This is a genomic window from Methanosarcina baikalica (genome assembly GCF_031461075.1).
Classification (GTDB): Archaea; Halobacteriota; Methanosarcinia; order Methanosarcinales; family Methanosarcinaceae; genus Methanosarcina; species Methanosarcina baikalica.
Genome location: NZ_JAVKPK010000004.1, coordinates 68,433 through 90,488 on the forward strand (window position 1 = coordinate 68,433; position 22,056 = coordinate 90,488).

Annotated in this window: 15 protein-coding genes; 5 read left to right on the top strand and 10 right to left on the bottom strand. The window is 38.7% G+C overall.

Features of this window, described 5'->3' with window-relative positions:
- Positions 1–120: 120 nt before the first annotated feature.
- Positions 121–1,716 (bottom strand): glycosyltransferase family 2 protein, encoded by a 1,596-nt coding sequence (locus RG963_RS02020; RefSeq protein ID WP_310574601.1) that lies wholly within the window; start codon positions 1,714–1,716, stop codon positions 121–123.
- Positions 1,717–2,821: 1,105 nt separating this feature from the next.
- On the opposite strand from RG963_RS02020, the gene RG963_RS02025 reads away from it, so the two are divergent.
- The 3 genes from RG963_RS02025 to RG963_RS02035 all read left to right on the top strand — a co-directional run bounded on the left by RG963_RS02025 (position 2,822) and on the right by RG963_RS02035 (position 6,829).
- Positions 2,822–3,091, top strand: coding sequence for a hypothetical protein (locus RG963_RS02025; RefSeq protein ID WP_310574602.1), 270 nt, complete (start codon positions 2,822–2,824; stop codon positions 3,089–3,091).
- A 526-nt stretch (positions 3,092–3,617) separates the two neighbouring features.
- The gene (locus RG963_RS02030; RefSeq protein ID WP_310574603.1) at positions 3,618–5,270 is read left to right on the top strand and encodes a hypothetical protein; all 1,653 of its coding nucleotides are present in this window, start codon (positions 3,618–3,620) and stop codon (positions 5,268–5,270) included.
- Positions 5,271–5,356: 86 nt separating this feature from the next.
- The gene (locus tag RG963_RS02035) at positions 5,357–6,829 is read left to right on the top strand and encodes a lipopolysaccharide biosynthesis protein (protein WP_310574604.1); all 1,473 of its coding nucleotides are present in this window, start codon (positions 5,357–5,359) and stop codon (positions 6,827–6,829) included.
- 471 nt (positions 6,830–7,300) lie between these two features.
- On the opposite strand, the gene RG963_RS02040 is transcribed toward RG963_RS02035, so the two are convergent.
- The 6 genes from RG963_RS02040 to RG963_RS02065 form a co-directional block, all read right to left on the bottom strand.
- Positions 7,301–8,308 (bottom strand): GNAT family N-acetyltransferase, encoded by a 1,008-nt coding sequence (locus RG963_RS02040; protein WP_310574605.1) that lies wholly within the window; start codon positions 8,306–8,308, stop codon positions 7,301–7,303.
- Positions 8,309–8,412: 104 nt separating this feature from the next.
- Positions 8,413–9,627: a glycosyltransferase family 4 protein gene (locus RG963_RS02045; protein WP_310574619.1), complete on the bottom strand. Its 1,215-nt coding sequence runs from the start codon at positions 9,625–9,627 to the stop codon at positions 8,413–8,415.
- 52 nt (positions 9,628–9,679) lie between these two features.
- Positions 9,680–10,579, bottom strand: coding sequence for a glycosyltransferase family 2 protein (locus RG963_RS02050; RefSeq protein WP_310574620.1), 900 nt, complete (start codon positions 10,577–10,579; stop codon positions 9,680–9,682).
- A 16-nt stretch (positions 10,580–10,595) separates the two neighbouring features.
- The gene (locus RG963_RS02055; protein ID WP_310574606.1) at positions 10,596–11,645 is read right to left on the bottom strand and encodes a polysaccharide deacetylase family protein; all 1,050 of its coding nucleotides are present in this window, start codon (positions 11,643–11,645) and stop codon (positions 10,596–10,598) included.
- A complete protein-coding gene (locus tag RG963_RS02060) occupies positions 11,629–12,702 on the bottom strand; it encodes a DUF354 domain-containing protein (protein ID WP_310574621.1) in 1,074 nt (357 codons plus the stop codon). Before RG963_RS02060 ends, RG963_RS02055 begins: the two co-directional genes overlap by 17 nt.
- Before the next feature lie 581 nt (positions 12,703–13,283).
- On the bottom strand, positions 13,284–13,556 hold the full coding sequence (locus RG963_RS02065) for a hypothetical protein (protein WP_310574607.1): 273 nt from the start codon (positions 13,554–13,556) through the stop codon (positions 13,284–13,286).
- Between the two features lie 240 nt (positions 13,557–13,796).
- Between RG963_RS02065 and RG963_RS02070 the strand changes: the two genes are divergently transcribed.
- Complete coding sequence (locus tag RG963_RS02070) at positions 13,797–15,080, top strand: UDP-glucose dehydrogenase family protein (RefSeq protein WP_310574608.1); 1,284 nt, start codon at positions 13,797–13,799, stop codon at positions 15,078–15,080.
- Positions 15,081–15,163: 83 nt separating this feature from the next.
- Here RG963_RS02070 and galU read toward each other — a convergent pair whose 3' ends face one another.
- Positions 15,164–16,051, bottom strand: a complete 888-nt coding sequence (gene galU / locus RG963_RS02075) for a UTP--glucose-1-phosphate uridylyltransferase GalU (protein ID WP_310574609.1) — start codon at positions 16,049–16,051, stop codon at positions 15,164–15,166.
- 201 nt (positions 16,052–16,252) lie between these two features.
- Here galU and RG963_RS02080 point away from each other — a divergent pair, with 201 nt between their 5' ends.
- Complete coding sequence (locus RG963_RS02080) at positions 16,253–17,203, top strand: NAD-dependent epimerase/dehydratase family protein (protein ID WP_310574610.1); 951 nt, start codon at positions 16,253–16,255, stop codon at positions 17,201–17,203.
- 444 nt (positions 17,204–17,647) lie between these two features.
- Here RG963_RS02080 and RG963_RS02085 read toward each other — a convergent pair whose 3' ends face one another.
- Positions 17,648–19,117 carry a flippase gene (locus tag RG963_RS02085; RefSeq protein WP_310574611.1) on the bottom strand — a complete coding sequence of 490 codons (1,470 nt, stop codon included), beginning with the start codon at positions 19,115–19,117 and terminating at the stop codon, positions 17,648–17,650.
- Positions 19,118–20,282: 1,165 nt separating this feature from the next.
- Positions 20,283–22,056: disaggregatase related repeat-containing protein (locus RG963_RS02090; RefSeq protein WP_310574612.1), on the bottom strand; the 1,774-nt coding region annotated here is incomplete at its 5' end.

Below are 22,056 nucleotides of genomic sequence, written 5' to 3' on the forward strand. Positions count from 1 at the left end.
TAGTGGCCATTTTTGCTGTAAACTGGTTAAAAAAGGCTAAGCAAAAAAAATTGATGGAATAAATGGACACTGAAAGAAAAAATTAAAGAAAAAAGATCCGGAAGAGTATATTTCCGGGTTTTAACGAGCAAGTCCTATCCTTTCATTCCTCTTTTTTTCAACCTGCATGTCAAAAAGCATTCCAAAAAGAAGCATCTGAAGTCCCGTGCCCAATACGAGGAAGCCAAGCAGAGGGTAGTAGGAAGGAAGAGGGTTTTGCAACAACATCTGTAAAAGGCCCCAGAATCCTATAAGAACACCCATAGGCAGGGCAATCATTCCAAGGAAATAGAATAACACAAGAGGATGGAAATCCAGAACCGTATATTTGATTCTTAGTCGCCAAAGGAAACCCCTGAAGATCATGGGGGCTACCTTGCGAATGAACTTTCCGTACCGGATCTTCGATTTTTCCCTGCCGTAACGGGCGGGCATTACCACATCCATTACTCTCATTCCAAAGGCATTAAGCTTGATTAACAAATCGTTACAATAACCATAATAAGGATACACTGAATCTAGATCAATAACCTCGAGAGCCTGCCTGGAAATAGCTGTATATCCGTTCTGAGGATCCATAACCTGCCAGTAGCCACTGCCTATTTTTGTTATAAAGCTGAGAAGAAGGTTTCCAAAAGATCTCCATTTACTCATTCCGGTCATAAAATCGTCAGTAAGTAACCTGTTTCCCTTTGTATAATCAGCTCTTCCCTCAATGATTGGGAAAATCAACCTGGGAAGCTGGGCAGGGTCCATCTGGTTGTCCCCAGCCATAACGGCAACAATATCCATTTCATCTTTTAGGGCAAGTTTATACCCGTCAATTATTCCTGCGCCTACTCCTTTATTTATTTCATGGCGCAAATACACGATCCTCGGATCTCCTAAATTTTTTACAATCTTACCTGTATGGTCTATACTACCGTCATCGATTACGTATATCCTGTCCACATATTCAGGGATCCCAGTGAGGGTCTCGCCTATAAGTAATTCTTCATTATAAGCAGGCACGACAACTCCTATACGTGTGCTTTCAAGTTTCCTGAATATAGGATCCACATCAAAGCTCAGATAGTTTACCTTAAGTCCTTTGGTCTTTGCTGCAGAGAGCAAGGATTTTAAAGATAGATGATCTTTGCCCGAACTTATTTTCTGCAATGAATCAGCTGTTATGGCAAGAAAACCGATTTTTTCCTTAAAGGTATTTTTTCCATTCAGCAGCATCACTGTTTCCTGCTCACAGGAGACGCGGCAGGGCCATGAACCTACAGATAAATCAAACCCCTGCCTTAATGGTTCAAGGACATGGGAGAGCAAATCTATATCCTGCATGCACTCAGGATAGATAAGGACCACAAGCTCCGAATCAAAAGATGCCCTGTAAAGTATATTGAGTGACGCCTCCTCTCCGCCTGCCAGAGGAACAACTCGTGCTCCTCCTAAAGCCGCTACTTCCATAGTTCGATCGGTGGAGCCCTCATCAAGGACAAGTACCCGGTCAGCGTAACTTGCTGCAATCAATACTTTGCTTCCGATGGAAGTTTCCTCGTTCTTAGCTGGAATTAAGACCGTAAATTCATGTCTGGGCAACCTATCTGTAAGTTGAGATGGCGAAGATACTATGCTGATAGGATTGGAAATTAGAGAATTAAGACTAAGTGTAAGGGTTGAAGACAAACCCAACGCACCCCCTATACCTCTGCATATGCTATAACCCCTTTTATGTATATAAATGCAAAATTATTAAAGGATATCATGTAAAAAATTATTAGACTAAGAAATATATAAAGTTAACATACGATATAGATAAGTCTATAAAAATATTAATGGATTGAAATATTATTACCACAGATTTCTGTGAGTAGGACAAAAGAAAGTGATTAGGGCAAAAAACCGGGATTAACTTATTAAAGCCTTCTTATTAAATTAAACTGGAAAAAACAACCTATAATACTCATAAATTGAAATATTAGACAAATAATGAGCTTATTTACAATTTGAGCAGCTTAATTAACCACAAAGATACAGACTAACTGTAATAGATAAAACAGCCGTTTTTGGAAATATAACTCTTTATTGCCTTGAAAAGTGGATTTTCAGAGAGAAAATGGACTTTAGAAAAGAAATAGAAGAATAATTTGAACGTGAAACATTAAAGCTGGAGATAAACGAAGCAGATGCCCAAACAAGCAATAATGTATTAGAAAAACTTATATTTACAGTTCATCAGGTATTCTATACCGTATTTGCAAACTATAAGTGCCCTATATGGAAGGAGCCGCGACTTAAAGAATGAACTTCCGAAGAGTGGATATTAAATATGTTAGTAATGCCCTAACTGGTGATCGGATAACACGAAAAAGATAATATTGCATTGTGAACTCAGATAATAAAGATGTGCGTTAATTGAGAGCCTTTGCCCTGAAAGCACTCATACCTCGGCTTGCCTGAAGAGGGTACAAAGTATTTTTGGCCGTTTTATTACCGCTACATTAAGCCCGGGAACTGCTTTTAAAGATAAGAAAAGTTACATGTAATATCCGAGTTCCAGAGTGCCAGAATGACTTTCACAGAATATAAAATCCGGATTATCAGATTCCTACCTGAAAAATAGAAGAGAACTCATGAAAAAGGTATATTGGGGGCTGTAGTGGGATAAGATTAATGTGACGAGTTCATCGAAATAGGCGCTTTACAGAAAGAAGAAAACAAAACTATACCAAATATTTAATAAAGTTGAAGATCCAAAAGGTAGGAATAAAGGGATATAATGATTAAAAAAATGAAGCAAGATGGAGAGCTATGGGACTTATTTATGAAAAAAGAAGAGTGCGACCCTATTCTTTTAAATAAATACGGAAGATTTTCCTATTACCTGAGCAGCAAAATAAATATTTTCGAGCCTGAAATCTCGAACTTTCGGATCAAAAATGAGCTGAATTTCGAATATCCTGAAGGAAGAAAATTTGCTGCATGCCCTACCTATCGATTTTGTATGCTCTGGAGTACTGAATACCGCAGCCAGAACCGTAAAAGCTCTCAAAGGGGATAAGTTTGCAGAAGCCATGGGCCTTCCATTTTCAAAAATAAATAAAACATGGAGTCCTTGTGGAATTTTAGACAAATTAGGAAACTTGAAAAAAATATTAAAACTGTATATGGGCTAAGGTATAAAATAAAGATGGCTGAAAAATAAGAAGTAATCTGTAAAAAAAGTCGTCTAAAATTACCAAGCAAAAAATATTTTAGTTTAGAATGATTCATATATAAAAATTAGTATATTGTGGGGATTTATGGAAACTGTAAAAGGATACGCGGAGAGATTTACAAAAAATCTTGATGTGATTCTCAGTCTAATGGGATTTAGTTTAGGGTTACTGATCGTTTCTTTATACTACATAATCAATTTAAACCAAAAAGATATTGGAATCGCTATTCTCTCTTCCTGTTTGATTTATATCCTTTTTAGAAATAAATTCAAAACTGAGGCAGCCATATCTTCTGGGGAAGACAGATTAAAAAGCATACTGAGTTTTTTATTCTATCTAACATTTCTCACATGCGTTTTGATATACAGTATGAACCTATACTACAGACCTGTATCTTACTTTATACTTATATGTATCCTTGCAGGCATTATCGCCTCTGAAATTCTTTATATTAGAAAGGGAGACGGGGTAATCTCTATATTACTTCAAATATTCCTGCTTTCATTCCTCATAAGAGTCGGGATTTTTTACAACTTCCCGAGCCTCATGGGTTACGATGCCTATTTTCACGCAAGTATGGCACGGATAATTACTGACACTGGATTTGTTGCTCCGATTCAAATAAGCAGCAAGTATTTCTATTACCCGCTTGCTCATATTCTTATTTCAGTTACTCAGATAATGGGCAAAATAGATATTAAAGACGCAATATTTTATTCCATAGGATTTGCCAGTGTTTTCAGTACAATTGGTGTTTACCTAATAGGAAAGAAACTTGAAGGCCCCCAGATGGGGTTGCTGGCGACCCTACTAATAAACTTGAATAATCATAATATCGTTGCAGGCATTGCAAATATAACTCCTGGTTCTCTTGTTCTCTGCTACTTTATATTTATTATATACGCGATTTTTAGCGAAAAGCAGAGCTTGAGACATACTGGATTTATCCTGTTAATTACTATTCTGATGGTTCTGACTCACCAGTTGACAACTTTTGTAGTATTTGTCTCTTTAGTTTCGATTTATGTAGGCAAATACCTGCACAATCATCTGTACAAGAGTCTTCCCATCAGAACAAACAGTTTTAATTATATTCTCTTCTTTATAATTAGCTTACAAACATACTGGATGTTCACGTATGTCAACCCGAACACCTCGTTTTTTGAAATGATTCTCAGTCCTCTTATGGATGTACTTCAGGTAGGAACAAGCTACTCAAGCCAGGAACTTATTTTAGGTTCCGTAAATAATCAAGAAACACTGGAAACACTCTTACTCCACATAAGCTACCTTGCTCTGCCGTTTTTCGCAATCGGAGGGGTTTTAGCCTGGTTTTCTCGCGGAGATGTCAAAAAAGTCAATAAATTCTCTATTTCTATAGTGGTTGTAATCCTGTATAGTCTTGCTTATGGAATTCCTTTACTCGGAATGAGGAATTTCCTGACAAGCAGATGGTTCCCACTGATATCGGTGTTTCTGGTACTTGTAGCTGCATCATATATGCTAAAATTAGTAAGCCTCTTTAACTCAAAAAAAGCAAAGATTCCCACAATCTTCATAATTGTTCTACTGTTTTCATTTGTGATGGTTACAACGCCAGGCATAAATAAAGACAATCCGCTTGTGGCAAAGGACACGACCGTAAGAAATCAGTTCAAAGATATCGAAATCCAGGCTATCAAAACAATATCAGCGAAATACTCAGGGAATATCCTAATGGACTCTCCATACGATAGCTGCCTTTTTTACAGGGACAGGGGATATGATTCCGGTAACGCAACATATTTTAACATTCAGCATATACAGACTGGAGAGATTGGTGGCAATCCGATGGTTTTGCTGAGAAAATCAACTCTGACAGAACCTATCTCTATTAATGATCCTGAACGCTATGGGGTAAATTCTATCCAGACGCTGCCAGAAGAGTTCTTCAACAGGTTTGAAGCACAAGACTATGCTCTGGTATATGACAACGAAGAGGTTTCAGGTTACATAAAGGAAAGAAGAGGAACCAGAAAGTAAGAGCCCAAATAGCTTTCGTTTACTTACTAAGAAATGAAAATAAGCCCATAACCATCTGGGATTCATATTTCAAAGTTGGAAACATTATGTCAAACTTTATCGCCAATGTATTAAAGCTCGTTTCAGGAAGTGTTACTGCACAGATCCTTGGTATACTTCTTGTACCTTTAATCACCAGAATTTACAGCCCAGACGATTTAGGAATTTTTCAGATATTTCTCGCAGTATCAGGCATACTGGTAATTTTCTCTACTTTTTCATACCAGTTTGCAATCCTGTTACCAAAAACAGAGGAAGATTCTGCAAATGTCGCTTTCCTCTGCGCGATATTAATTACCTTTATATCTTTACTCACAGCTGTAGCAGTGATCATTTTTCCCAAGGAGATTGAATACATTTTAGAACAAATCTTCAATTCTCCGGGAACTTCAAAATATTTAATATATATTCCAGTAATAATATTCTTTAACGGCATTTTTTTTGTGCAAAACTACTGGCTTTCAAGAAAAATACGTTTTGGAGTTGTAGCAGGATCTAGAATTTTAAACACTTTATCAACCAAAGCATTTCAGTTAGTTATCCCTATCTGGAATGTATCTCCTTTAGGCCTGATTGCAGGATATGTCATTGGATATGGATTTGCAGACCTGTTCATGCTTAAGGGTATAAAAGAGGACTTAGGGATCTTTAGGAAAGTTTCAGTAAAAAAGATGAAAGAGATGGCGATTCAGTATAAAAACTTCCCTTTATTTAGTTCCTGGTCTACACTTGCAAACACGATTTCGCCACAGGTACCCACCTTTTTGCTCGCATATTTTTATAGTACAAGTGTTGTCGGATATTTTTCACTTGCGAATCAGGTAGTAAATATGCCCATGGGACTTCTCGGGACAGCTATACAACAGGTTTTTTTCCAGAAAATCAGTGAGGTGAAAAACGGGAATGGGAAGGGAGACATGAAAATTATAGTTGGTGAGGTTTACAAAAAGCTAATTTTAATAGGAGTATTTCCGATGATACTCCTGCTGATCCTGGGAGAAGAAATATTTACCTTTGCTTTCGGAGAAAGCTGGCATATATCAGGCACGTATGTAAAAATCCTTGTGCCCTGGATATTCCTCGTTTTCCTTTCCTCACCAATTTCAACCCTCTATAGCGTATTCGATAAACAGAAGGTCTGGCTTACCTTCAGCATAACTCTTTTGATCTCCAGGGTCGTAGCGCTGGCTATAGGGGGGATTTACGGGAGTCCTGAGTTTGCTCTTGGCCTGTTCAGCCTTACAGGAGTTGTATTCTGGCTATGGAACAATGCATATTTGCTTAATCTGGCAGGGATTAATAAGAGGGAAAGCATAGAAATCCTTATTAAATATACAACAATCGGGATAGTCGTTTCGATCCCATTAATTCTGCTTGAAGTGTTCTCTGCTAACTTTTATATTATCCTCCTTGCAGCTGGCATCATAACGCCAATCTATTATGGCCTAACCCTTCATGATGATCCAACATTCCGGAAAATATTCTCGGCTTTTCTTGTGAATGTAAAAAACAGAACATGAAAAGGAAATAGAACCTCTTCAGGAAAATCAAATTTAAGAAAAGCTAATCTCTCACAGAGCTTTTCGGAAGTTGAACGTAAAAATTCATTTTATTTTATTTTATTTTATTTTATTTTATTTTATTTTATTACTGCCGTCGATTTCATCAAGAACTTTAAAATGATATGAATATTTATGTTTTCAAATGTTGACAACGTCTTCATAGATTTATATTTATTGTCAATGAGAGAGAATAACAAATAACGTTAGAAACTTGGCCTGTGTGAGCTGATTTTTAGAGTTATCATCAAAAATTCAATCAAAAATTTAAATGTGTTGAGAGATACTTGCTGCCGAATATAGCTAAAAATACAGCCTTCATAAGGAAAAGCAGAGTTTCATTCAGGAAAAAATCAATTAGAAGAAAACGATAAAAAAGTAATTTCGGGAAAATCCCGATTTGTATATTTTTTAAGAAATTTGTTATTTTTATCAATAACTTTCCTTATGAGTGGTTTTGTATAAGGTTTTCGCGATTGAATATTTTTTGCTCTCCATAGTCACACTATAGTAGGGAATTAGCTCAGGAGAAAAGCCCATAATAAAATCCGCAAATTTAGGAATATTTGCTGCCATTACGTTCATGTATTCGAAGTTTCGGGATTGCAGGTCAAGAAACTCGTGATAATACAGAAGAGCATTGGGACCCAAACGACCAAAAGCCGGGTTCAGGGCTGAAGTCCAGGTTACAATGCATTTCTTTCCATACAGATTTAAATGAGCTGCAACAGCCTCACCTTCAGGAGTCTCTGAGACAAACATGTAACCGATATCTTTTTCCTGAATCAGCTTAAATACTCTTTCGAAAAACTCTCTGGGCAAAGGAGGTTCTAAATTCTGTTTTTCGTAGACCATTGAAAGCAGGCGGTAATATGTTTCAGGATCATTCAATGCCCTGGTTTTAAGTCCTGCCTCAGTTGCAGTTTTAAGTTCCCTCCGGATTTTTCTTGAAGTATTATTATCCACATTATCTTTTAGATTGAGATAATGAGTATAATGCACAGTGGAATCCCATCCGTTCCACGTAAAAGGTCTTATATCCTCAAAACCTGGAGAAAAAGTAAGATGAATACTGTCAAATCCCTGTTTGCAGAGAAATTCCCTGAGAGGATTAAGGATTTCATGAGTCTCCTGTACCCGTTTACTTGCTTTGGAGCTGACACTCTCTTTTATAAGAGGCCCACTGTAGCTGGTCATATCACAGGTCGAAGTTGCCACTTTCAACATTCCCTTAATATTTTTAATAAAAAGAGGGCATCCTCCTACAAGCTCACCGTTTCTGAAACAACCATAGATTCTGAGATCCTTGGCAAGAACATCCCTGCAAATTTCCAGCCATTGGCTGGTGTGAAAGAGTGTACCAGGTTGAACTTTTTCTACAATCAGGTCCCATTCTTTGTATTCGGATGGCACCAATTCTCTAACTTCAATTTCGTCCATTTTAAGCCCCGTGCAAATAGATAATTATTATTATCATTATTATTATTATTATTATTATTTGTAATAAATTATAGGAAAAAAAATATAAGGCAAATTTAGAGATTTTAATTCTCGGCCTCGAGTCCTGATTTACAGACTCCATTAACCTTTTTCGCAACACTGTACCAGCTGTAATTTTCAGTAACATAACTTAAACCTTTTGAACCCAATTTCGTTCTCAAATCCGGATTTTCAAGCAACTTTAAGACACCTTCTGCAAGAGCACTCGGATTTTCGGGAAGTATAGGAAGCCCACCTTCGGAAGCTTCGAGCACGTCAGAGACGCCACTGATATTACTTGCAACTACAGGCTTTCCGCAAGCCATGTACTCATATAATTTCAAAGGAGATAGGCCTATTTTTGCGTTTCTTGCAAATATAAAGGGAGCGGTACAGGTATCACTTGCATTGATGTAGAGAGGCACGCGATCGTAAGCAACTACACCCGTAAAAATAAACCTGTCTTCAACTCCGAGTTCTCTGCAGAGCTTGATAAGATCATCTTTCATGACCCCGTCTCCGACAATAAGAAAGCGACATTCCGGAGATCGAGAAAGTATAGAAGGAGCTGCCTTTACTAGATACTCGACCCCCTGCCAAGGAGCAAGATTGCCCACAAAGCATACATAGGGAATTTTGGGGTCCAGGCCCAGTTGTTTTCTGCAGGTTTCCTGTTTCAGTGGTTTGAACAGAGAAGTATTTGCCCCATTGGAAACCACGACTATTTTTTCTTCGGGGATATTATAAACTTTCTCAAGATTTACCTTTATTCCAGGAGTCACAGCAATTATTCTGTCCGAAAACCCTAGAGCTTTTTTGAGGATAAATAGTTTGAGTCTGGCATGTGCAGAAAAATATTGATTTGAGAAACTGCTCTTTTTTCCTGGCTGTAAGAATTTACCATCTTCATATTTTGCCCTGAATAGGCTCTTTTCGTCCTCAGGAATACCGTTTAATTCGTAAACCATTTTTTTGCATCTGCTTTTACAGAAGAGTCCAGCAAGAAAGCCAAAATTAGGATTGCGGGTATACAGCACATCAAAAGTTTCGGAACCCAGAAGGTGTACGGAATTGCTAAAATAATTGACAGCAAGTGAAAAGAAACTTCCAGCGGGGACATAATGACGGTGAATGTTAACCGTGGTCGAAAGGGAGCTCGTGTCAGTAGTAAATATATGGATCTCATTGTCCAGTAGGGCAAGATTGCTCACAAGTTCGTACCTGTGGATAAGCGAGCCATCAGCCAGAGAAAGGGGCTTTACTATATCCAGAAAAAGCATCTTCACATTATCACCTGCACATAGACTGCTTTCTCAAAATATTTGCTGACATTCACTGTTCCCCCTTCCGTGCATCTCTTGAGTTCCGGCTGAAAGTTCCTGAAATTCGGGATAACAGTTTTGCAGGCCCTTGATTCTTGTAGTAAGCTCTTACTTCAAGGTCCTTGATTTTGTTCTCCCTCCTGATTGCCGAACCAAGATACCCCCAGCAGTATGCAGCGCCTGTATAGTAGGGAGATTTCACTGAGTAAAGAAACACGTTTAGCAGGGCCACAATAGGATTTTTTCCAAGGTAATAAGCCATCCACCCATTTTTGACATATCCATGCCAGAGCCCGTTCGCTGCACTCGTCTTACGCTTCTGAATCTGTACAATATCAGCATATTGCATGAGCTTCCAGCCTCTCAGGAGAGCTTTTATATTGGAAATCGAATCCGGAGATGGTTCAATCTGGTAGCCACCGGTCTCGACGAAGCACTCTTTTCTCCAGAGTCTTCCTGTGCCACGAGGGAGGTTTTTATCAGTTATTTCTCTAGAAAGTTTCCCGCCAGTATCGTAATACACTCCTCCACTTGCAATTCCGAGCGAATTATCTTTTTCAAATTCCACCAAAAGTTTTTCAAAATAGTTGTCCTCCAGAACGGTATCAGCATCAAGAAGTCCTATACATTCGAATTCGAGATTATTATCCCGGCAATAATCAAGTGCATAATCAAAGCCCTGTTTGCAGACATAACTGTAGTGGAAGGTAATGTCTCTTGGCCTCGGCGGTAGCCTTATGCTCCGAATCCAGTAGTAGCTGGCCTTTAGGTTTTCGAGAATATGTGCTGTATCATCCGTACTCCCATCATCGACTATAATCCATAACTCAGGTTTTACTTTCTGTCCTGTTACGGACTTCGAGACTTCGGGCAGATTTTGTTCTTCATTCCTTGCAGGCGTAATAAGCAGGTATTTTCCCTTTAAGTCAGAATCCGTCTTCCCACCACCTGTAAATTTCTTCTCCGCTTGTTATCCATGCCTTTTTTTCAGAGCAGTACTGCAGCACCTTTTCATACAGCCTCGTCCAATCTTTTCGGAAACTGCAACCGAAAACGAAATTATGCCACAGCAGGGTAATGACACCGTTGAGACTTGCTGTAGTATCAATCAGATTTTTTGTGCGCTCCCATGCTTCTTCAAAAGATTTAGAAGTATTAAAAAGAGCAACATCCATTATGACAAGCGGAATTTCGAGGATATTTATTTCTTTTTCTGTGTTAAGATTATATGGATTGAAAGGGTGACACATTCCGTTCCTAAAGCCAACTGAATACCTGTGTCCGAAAGTGGAATCATAGTTAAAACCGGCATCCGCCAGTATTTCCCAGGAGTCGGGAGTCTTAAACCTAAGGTAATGGTTGCGAAAACCTATAACTTTTTTTCCCAGAATCGTTTCAAGTCTTTCTTTTTCTTTTATTATTTTTTCCGGACTGTTATATGAATAATAACCCCCATGAAGACCAACTTCCCACCCTCTATCTGAAATTTCTCCCAGATGATGTTCTATGTCCTCTATATTATACCTGAATCGTATGGGATCAGCTTCTGAAGCGATGAAATAAAAAGAAGATTTTGCTCCAAAACTGGCTTCCAGGTCCATAATTTCAGAAAAATTAAGGTAAGGAGAGTAGTCCATACCCCTCAATTTCCACAGTAACTGAGCTATAGAATCCTTGAGATTCAACTGTTTAAGGCAATAAGCTGAGGACAGTAAGCTGTGAGAAAAAGATGGATAAATATCATCCACATCATGGGTCAAACAGACGGCAAATGTTTTCTTTTCAGGAAATTCAACCTTCATTCCATGTTCTATAAGATATCTGGAAACCTCAGGTTTAGAAGCATTTCTGAGATCTTTTTCAGAGAAAAGAAAACGCCTGTGCTCATCCAGCTTTTCGGGAGAGTATTCTTCTTTTCGGGTGAAAAGATCCCATATATCCTGGTTTTGCTTCAGTGACTCATGCATAAGTCTCATCCGAAACTGAAGATAAAGAAACTCCAGATTTTTGTTCAGGAAGATTTTCTATGAGCTTGACCATGAATTCGGTTACATTGATCTTATCCCTGAGAAGAGCAGCCCTTTTCAAACTCCAGGTTTTCTTAAGTTCCGGATCCTTGAGAAGTTCTATAGTTTTTGCCAAGGCAGATTCCGAATCACTGTAGTTAAAAAGCAAACCGTATTTCCTCTCGAGTTCGGAAAAATTCCCCATAGTTCCCGCAAGAGTAGAAATATAGATTGAAGGAGTTCCCAGGATTGCACTTTCAACAGCCATAGTTGCCCCTTCACCTACATACAGTGTGGCATAATAGAGTAGATGATGAATTTTTTCGGGGGGGACCCGGATTCTATATTTTTCAAATTCGTTGTCAAGTGGCCCTTCTGAGGTTATGAACACTTTGCCGAATCTTTCAAGTTCCTGAACAAGAGCTATTTTATTTTGGATTCCATGGTGGCCGACATCATGGTGCGCTCCCCATGAAACGAAGCGAAGGATTGTGAAAGGCTCACCCATCTCTACCCCCAGGTCTTTCAGAACCTCAGGACGTGGAGTAAAATAAAATGGGTGAAGGTAAGCCAGTTCGTGGTAGCCACTATACCGTATCTGTTTTTTTCCTGCATCTTTGTTATAGCATGATGGCGTGCAGATTATATCACAGAAAGGATAGGACAGCTTCTGGGCTATTAATGCATGTTCGGTGTCGTTAAAAATGATGGATTTTTTCCGCTGCATCCAAGCTATATGAGCTATAGGTGGCGAAAGGATACCCACGAGAACGTCAGGATCAAATTGCTTGGTGATTTTAAAAGTTTTAAACTCTCTTATAAACCACTCTTCAAGCAAATTAGACTTTCCTGGTTTTACTTTACTTAGAACCGTATGCGGAATTCCGTAGGCATTCAATAGCTCTATTACCACATCTTTATCCCGCGAGACTACCATTACTTGATGCCCTTTTTTCTCAAGATTCCAGATAGTATTTTTAAAAAAATGAACATGGGCTGGATGCCCTATATCGACAAGGACTCTCAACATTTCACTCCCCAATTAATATTTACTATTATATAATGCGCCAAGAGAGGTAACAGTCTGTCTGTACAAAGGGTACTTTCCAGATTGTGAAAGAATTGGTTTCAAACACATTATAAGAGCATATGAGACAAATTAATATCAACAAATCAGGAAATCTTCCTGCTCCCTTTATAGAAAGGCATGCAGTCGAATCCTAGTTTTTTCTCAACCCTAGTTTCGAACTTTTCTGTCAGATAAACTCCTTGCATCTCGCTCTACCTTAACAGATAGTAACTATTTCGGTCCAGCGGCTGGAGCACCCCTAATAGTAGCCTCACAAAGCTTAAATTTTTACATAAGATAACACTACTAACAAACAAAATTATGATTAGAAGATAAATAACTCAAGAATAAATAATTATGGAAACAAAGTTACTGAACTAAGATAACTAAAATTTTTACTGAAGGAATTTATGGGCATTTTTACCCCTATAAATCTAAAAATAAGCGTGATAATCCCTTTAATAATTTCACAGGAAAGTACACTTACCAGAATAAGGAAAGAGAGGTTATAAATAAAAAAATTGATGGACTTTTAGAGATTACTTTGTAAAAATTATTTCCATGCCTGCAAAGAGGAAACTAGCAACAAAACATATTATCAGAGGGTAAATTCCCATATCCATGGAATCCACCGAAAAATGATCTTCTTCAGCGGAAACCAGTAACATTTCCTTCATACCCAGAAGGACAATGAGCCCCACAACCGTTATCTTATAATATTCAGGGATTCCAAAATCCGTTGAGAGAAAACAGATGCCCAAATCAGGAAAAGAACTTCCCGTCATAAACTCTTCCATACCCATGCCAATCATTGAAAGTATTATAAATCCCCCAAAGTCTCTGTAAAGAAATTGTTAGAACTGTACTAAATCCTAACTATAGAAGGTATAAACATCTAAACTATATAAATATAGGAATAGGGACGAAAGCATTAATTATATAAAGCCTGATAGACTGGCAATTTACCGAGGAGATTCAGAGAGTGGCCTATCAAAAAATAAATAAGAATTGGAATTGATCACCTCTGCAATTTCCAATAAAGAGGTTTAATCATGAAAATTTCCGTTATAGGTTCAGGGTACGTGGGTTCAGTCACCGCCGCATGCTTTGCAGAAGTGGGGCATGAAGTAGTCTGTGTAGATATTGACAAGAAAAAAATGGAGCAGATAAATGCAGGCATCCCCCCTATTTATGAGGAAGGGCTTGGAGAACTTTTGAGAAAGTATGCCGGAAAGAGACTTATTGCAACCAATGATTATGAATCTGCAATCAGAGAAACAGATATTTCATTTATCTGCGTAGGAACTCCCTCAGCAGAAGATGGAAGTATAGACCTTTCAATCGTCCGCGCGGCGACAGCAAGTATCGGGGCGGCCCTTGCAAAGAAAGAGAGGTACCATGTAGTAGTTGTAAAAAGTACAGTTGTACCCGAAACAACTGAGAAGTTTGTACTCCCTGTTCTTGAAGAAACTTCAGGAAAAATAGCCGGAAAAGATTTTGGAGTCGCAATGAACCCCGAATTCCTCAGGGAAGGGAAAGCAGTTTACGACTTCATGCATCCTGACAAAATAGTTATTGGAGCAATTGACCAGAAATCAGGAGACCTGGTCTCGGAACTTTACCGGACCTTTGAATGTAAAGTCACCCGCTCGAATCCGTCAACAGCGGAAATGATCAAATACGCAAATAACTCTCTCCTTGCAACCAAGATATCCTTTGCCAATGAGATAGGAAATATCTGCAAAAAACTAGGAGTAGATACATACGAGGTTATGGAAGCAGTGGGAAAGGATTCAAGGATATCTCCGAAGTTTTTAAACTCAGGAGCAGGATTTGGAGGGTCCTGCTTTCCAAAGGATGTGAAAGCCCTTATAGGAAAAGCAAAAGAAATAGGATATTCACCCATACTTCTGGAATCCGTAATTGGCGTAAACGAAAAACAACCGCTTCTGATGATAGAAATTCTCCAGAGAAAAATAGGAGACCTTAAGGGCAAAAAAATTACACTCCTTGGCCTTGCCTTTAAAAACGAGACGGACGATATAAGAGAATCCAGATCTATCCCTGTCATTGCTGAACTTCTCAGACTTGGAGCAAAGGTTTCGGCTTATGACCCGATGGCAACCGCGAACATGAAACGGATTTTTCCGACAATTGAATACTCTGGGAAAGCTAAAGACGCTCTTGAGAGTGCTGATGCCTGTCTTGTGATGACAGAATGGGACGAGTTTAAGCAGCTGGAGTCTGAATTCGCAGCCATGAAAGGAAAGGTAGTAATTGACGGAAGACGGGTAATTAAAGCGAAAAGTATAGATTATGAGGGGCTCTGCTGGTAAAAACCGGCAGAAATTATTTTCCAATTTTATTCAGAGTTTATATAGTTTAAATTTTCTGCTCCTTAACCGCCTTATTATCGAGTCTACTTTTTTGCGAGATCCTTTTCCACAGCCAAAATTTCTCCGATATATTCAAGTATATCTTCCCTGAGGTTTTCGTTTTTAAGGGCAAAATCCACGATTGATTTTACGTACCCCAGTCTGTCCCCGGTATCGAACCTTTTTCCTTTGAATCTGCAGGCGTATATCATCTGAGTCCTGTTCAGAGCCCTGATTCCATCAGTAAGCTGGATTTCACTTCCAATTCCTGCCCCTGCATCTCTTATGCAGTCAAAGATTTCAGGGGTGAAAACGTAACGGCCAATCGCCCCCATGTTTGAAGGAGCTGCTTCAGGCGATGGTTTTTCGACAATATCCTCCAGTACATAAAGAGAATCATTAAGAGGTTTCCCCTTTATGATCCCGTAGCTGCTTAATTTTTCATAAGGGACTTCTTCCACTGCAAGCGTAGATCTTCCATATTTTTCAAAATTTTCAATGAGCTGGGCAGTACAGGGCTTATCATTCACAATAATATCATCCCCGAGAAGGACCGCAAAAGGCTCATTTCCAATGTGTTTTTCTGCCCTGAGGACCGCATCTCCAAGCCCATTGGGCTCTTTCTGGCGGATATAATGAATATCCACAAGGGAAGAAACGTCCCTGACTAGCTTGAGAAGTTCAGTATTGTGCTTCTTCGCAAGGTGCATCTCAAGTTCGGGAGAATCATCGAAATAATCCTCAATTGCCCGTTTTCCCCGGCCTGTGATAATGATAATGTCTTCAATTCCTGAGGCAATAGCTTCCTCTACAACGTACTGGATTACAGGTGTGTCAATAATAGGAAGCATCTCTTTTGGCATTGACTTGGTGGCAGGCAGGAAGCGGGTCCCAAGACCGGCCGCCGGAATAATTGCTTTTTTTACAGTCAAAATAAACTCTCCGGTAAAGGAAATTCGGTGAAAAGGTTATTATTACAGTTGAGTTTAAGTACTTTTTATCTATGACATATTTAATTTTTCCCTCATCGTTTACACAGCCTAATAGGGAGAATGAGGTAAAAATGTTTTCGGATTACCTGAACAAAGTACAAAATATTAATAGGGAAAGAAAGATTATTTGGAGGATTTTCCATGCCCGCAAAGAATAAAATACTTGTGACAGGGGGAGCCGGCTTTATAGGGAGCCACCTGGTAGACCGCCTTATAGAAAAAGGAAATCGGATTATCGTGTTTGATAACCTGAGCTCAGGAAAAATGGAATTTATAGAGCACCATCTTGAAAACCAGGACTTCACTCTGATAAAAGGAGATCTTCTTAACCAGGAAGCGATAGAAAAGGCCTGTAAAGATATCGATCTCGTTTGCCATGTGGCTGCAAATCCTGATGTCAGGCTCGGGGCTTCAAATACTAAAGTCCATTTAGATCAGAATATTCTGGCAACCTACAATCTTTTGGAAGCTATGAGGAAAAACAATATTAAAAAAATTGCATTTACTTCCACATCTACAGTTTATGGGGAAGCGAACATTATACCCACTCCGGAAGATTATGGCCCTCTTATCCCCATATCCCTTTACGGTGCTTCCAAAATGGCCTGTGAGGCCCTTATTACCTCATACTCCCATACTTTCGACATGCAGGCCTGGATCTTTCGTTTTGCAAATATTGTTGGTCCACGCAGCACACATGGAATTACTGTTGACTTTATAAGAAAGCTACAGGAAAACCCCAATCTACTGGAGATCCTAGGTGATGGCAAACAGGAAAAGTCCTACCTTCATGTATCGGAATGCGTCGATGCGATATTGTATTTAATAGAGGAAAGTAAAGAAAAGGTAAATATCTTCAATGTTGGCTCCGAAGATACCATCAGTGCCACAGAAATCGGAAAAGCTGTTACAGAAGAGATGGGGTTTTCTGATGTTGAATTTATATATACTGGAGGAAGCCGCGGCTGGAAAGGTGATGTGCCAAGGATGAGGCTGGGGATCGAAAAAATGAAAAATTTGGGGTGGAAGCCTGGATATACATCGGAGAGAAGCGTGAGGGAAACGGCAAGGGCATTACTTAGAGTTAACTAAGAGCCTATCCGAAAAGTGTTGTTACCTACTGTAACTTTTACAATTGACAATATGTACAACCGGAAAGGATGCCGATATTATAGGCCTATCGTAACTTTTCAACATGCGTTAATGACTTTTCGGATAGGCTCTAAGTGGAATGATTCCCATTCCAGTTTTTCCAAATTAAGTTTTTGTTGGCCAAACGTAAAAATCGAGATATCAGGGCTTTTACGGCCGGCATACCTTTTTTTGAGATTCTCCCTGTAGATGAAAAATGAAATCACAAATATTAGAGGTCACGAGAAATAACAAAGGAGTTTTATATAAATCTTAGAGATCCCAGTGGAATTGATTTTGCAGTCTACGATAGAAGAAAATATAAAATCGTTTTTGAAGGGCAGGGTAGATATACACAGTAATTGCTGGAAAAAAATTCTTAAAATCTTGAGAATAAAAGGTAAATTATTGCCTGGCTTCATTTTCGACTCTAAATAAATATCTTCGTATTAAATAGATCTCATGGTCGCTGAAGCCGCCGACCAAAAACATCACAACCAGATAGATAAGTAAACCCATACCTGCAATCTCAAAAAGCTCAAAAATGCTTGAGATAACGAAATGGGAAACAAAGATATACATCGCCATAGAGGACAAGATGCTTTTCGCAATGTCATGAAAATAAAAATCGAGTTTAAAATGTTTTAAGGAGATACGCATACAAAGCACAGCCAGTAAAAAGTAGGAAATTAAGGTTGAGAGTGAAGCACCGACAATCCCGACAGAAGGTATCAGAAGAAGGTTGATCAATACGTTCGAAACCGCTGCAATAATATTGATGTAAGTCGTAGCTTTCGTTTTTTTGACAAGGAACATTGTATTGACGAAGATCTGGAAGATTCCTGCCAGAAGACCGGAAAGGGCGGTAATCGGGATTACAACCCAGCCCGAAATAAAATCCTCAGTGGTAAGGATTCCAAGCAAAGGTTTTGCAAGAGCTGAAAGCCCAAAGACCGCAGGGATGGAAATAAGAAGGAAATATCTCAAAGAATGAGACATGTAAATTCGTACTTCATCCATTTTATTTTCATCAAATAGCTTTGATAGTTCAGGAAGAAGAATGAGTTGAAGAGGGCTTACAAAAAGTTGTATAAGGTTACCGATTGAACAGGCAGCCGAATATACGCCCACGCTTCTAAGACCGAGAAAATAGGTAACCAGATATCTGTCACTTGATTCAGTAACCCATCTTATAAGCGCATTGGGAGTTAGCGGTAGAGAAAATTGCAGATACTCCTTTATATAAGTAAACCGGGGGATAATGAATCCTATCTGAGATATTATAGTTAGAAGAGCAATCAAGAAAATGAGACCCTGTACCAATAAAGTAGCCGCTATTACACCAAGAAGCCCATACCCCATTTTGAGAAGAACGAGAATAAAAAATAATTTCCCAAATGTTTCAAAAAGGGTAAGATAAGAAAATTTCTGGATCTGCCTGAAGACCCTGAAATAAAAAAGAGATACAGGCTCGATTACATTCAAGAGAATCAAAAGAGAACCTGCCTGGATGAAATAGGTTGCCCCGGGATCCTTGAAACCGAATGTTGCAAGAGGTTCTGCAAACGTATACAGCAAAAAAGAGGCAAGAAGACCAGACATAGTCACGAAAAAAAGAATGGAGTAGACAGCTTCTTTTATTATTCTCGTTTCTGTTTCAGAAGATAAAAACCTGACAAGCCCCATAGAAAGACCCATAAGTGCAAGTGGGGAGATAAGGGATACTGTGATATTGATCTGGGCCCAGAGTCCGTAGTCATATGTTCCAAGGGTTTTTGTGATTATCGGGAGTAGGAAAAAAGTGCCCAGGCTTGTAAGTATCTGAACTGTCCCGATAAAGCCAACATCCTTTGCAAACTTTTGATATGACAACATATCACCTTAAAAGGAATCCTTTTTTAACGATTTATGATTGAAGAAAGTTACGAAAATAGTCTTAACGAAGATTTCTCTTATGATTTGACCAACTCATTATTCAAAACCTGATATTTAAATCCTTTTGGACGCTGATTATATTTCTCAGGTTCCAATCTCTCCGTAGAAGTTATATTTATAACCATAGCACAATAAGTTTTTTTCATACAAAATACCTTAATTTCGAATCAGAAAGTTGGAGATATCATACTTATATTCAGCGTTAACTTTAAGTTTATTTCGACAGCATTCTTTTCAACAAAAACCAGACTCCAACGAACCCAATAAGGGATTTCTATAAAAGATAAAAGCCTTTGTGTTTAGATAAATTTTTATAAAAGTTTGGAGGCATGTAGTCGTCTCTATAATATTCAGTCGATAGTATATATGTAGCAATAATTTAGATTTATGGAGAAAAGGAAGGCAAAACCAAAGTTTACTGATATTGCGTGTCCCAACAAGGCCTGTAAATTTCATGGTGGTTCTGGACAAGGAAAGATGGTAAATAATGAAACATATGAGATCAACAACGGGAGAGTTTGAAAATATCTCTGCCGCATTTGCTGCAGATTATTATAATGATCGTCTAAATACTTATATATAATTTAGGCAAAGATAAATCTGTCTTCGAATTAGCCTTGAAAAGATTATAAAAGTTTACTTTTTACTATAGGGTTCTCCAAAATCAGCGTGTAAACTGAGAATAAAAATGCTCATTTTAGGAAATAGATAATGACCAGAGTTCCCCAATAAAAAACACTCTTAAAATCCAGAAATAAATTAAATTAATCCCCAAAGGGAATCAAGAAACTAATATGTTTTCACATAAAAACTAAGTTCCGCTTTTTTAGGTGCATAACCTTCTCATGATATCGAATTGTATGCATAAACATAAGCACAGGAATTGCAGCTTCTAATTTCAAACTCACATTATCTGACTTATCAGACTGGTGGAATTAGGCATATGCGCCTAAAATTTGGGAACTCAGGTCAAAAGGATTCTTCTTATTAGAGAATTCTTAAAACTCATATTTTTTACCTGGTAAAAGGAGATGTCTCCCATCCGGCACTCAAAAACTTACCACTGGACCGGAAGTCATGGAAATCTCCTTTAAGGACACAAACTTTAGCTGTAAGCTAGATTCAGTTTTGGAACCTGGCTCACGTTTCCGCAGTCAGCACTGTAGAATGCGATATAATTATCACTTTCATTGCTGACTTTTATCAGGAAACCAGTGTTTGCGTACTTGCCGCTAACATACTCTTTTACAAGGTCAGTTACATTGAGCTCACAGTAACTATTATATGGTAAGTCGTCGGCTCTCAGAGTTAATGTAGCATATGGAGTGCTACCCTGTAAGACACCTTTCTTGTCATACCAGTCCCCGCCTGCGTTATTCCAGGCAGTGCCGATGTCTTTTTTATTCCAGCTCACATAACTGGAGTTCCAGGCAGAGGCAGGCCTGTAGACCTCAATGACAGTATCTTTCGAACGTGAGCTGAGAGGATAATACCAGAAAAGGGAAAGAGTTGCATTTTTCACCGTCGTGGCACTGGGGTATTCGCTCAGGTTAAATAACATAACGCTTCTGTACCTGCCAACACCGCTCATTTCTCCAACATCGATAAATGATTTATCCGAAAAGACATCCTCAGGAGAAGCTTCACGAAGGCGGTTGTCCTTTGAGCCAGTAATAGTTGCATTTAAAGGTACTCTTTTTGTAATAGTAAGCTTAGGTACATGGCTCACGTTTCCACATTCGAAACTGTAGAAAGCAATATAATTGTTACTTTCATTGCGGGCTTTTATAAGGAAACCTGTGTTTGAGTATTTGCCGCTTACATAATCTTTTACAAGATCAGTTACGTTGATCTCACAGTATCTGTTATCGGGTAAACTGCTGGTTTTCAGGGTTAATGTAGCATATGGAACGCTGCCCTGTAAAACATCATTCTTGTCATACCAGTCTCCTCCGGAATTAACCCAGGTAACGCCTTTATTTTGTTTATTCCAGCTCACATAGTTGGGATTCCATGCAATAGGCCTGTAGACTTCAATAACAGTGTCATTTGGCCGTGGAATGGGCGGATAATACCAGAAGAGGGAAAGGGTTACGCTGCTAATTTCAGTAGCATTGGTGTATTCGCTTACGTTAAACCATATAACATCCCTGTAGCTACCGAAGTTGCTCATTCCTCCAACATCAAGAAACGATTTATCCGAAAAGACATCTTCAGGAGAAACCTCGCGGAGGCGGTTATCGTATGCCTTTCCAGAGAAATTCCAGGGGAGTTCTTTTTCGATTACATTTATTTTTGTAGTATCAGAGTCATTGAGATTACCATCGCTCGCTTTAAAGAGAATATTGTACGACCCATCCTGCCCACCTGCAGGAATCCAGTTGAAAAATCCTGAATTCTCGTTGAGGTTTGCACCAGAAGGAAGGTATGGTGATGAATAGGAAAGTTTGTCTCCATCTGCATCAGAAGCCTTCACTGTAAAGCTCAGATTTTCTCTGATCTTAACGGTAATATTGGAAATGGATTCAATTACGGGAGCTTGATTATCATCCAGTTTAGAGGTCCCTGATTTTGATGCATAGACTGTGTTCCCATATCTCCCTATGTTGATCCTGTTTCCATTATTTTCAGGTTCATTAGAATAGTCAGAGGACGGATATCCTGCATCAATGCAAGGAGAACTCACTTTGTCTTTAACCCAGGTTTTTCCATTCCATCTTCCACTTGTTGATTTCAGGTGATAATCATGTTTTTTCTGGTCTGCAAATAGTGGGTTTACGTAAATATCGCCTTTCGATGTGCAGTTTTTATAGTTGCCTGCTGAATTATTGTAAAGACAGTTATTTTGAAGCACAAATTTATGTGTTGAAGGTAAGTAA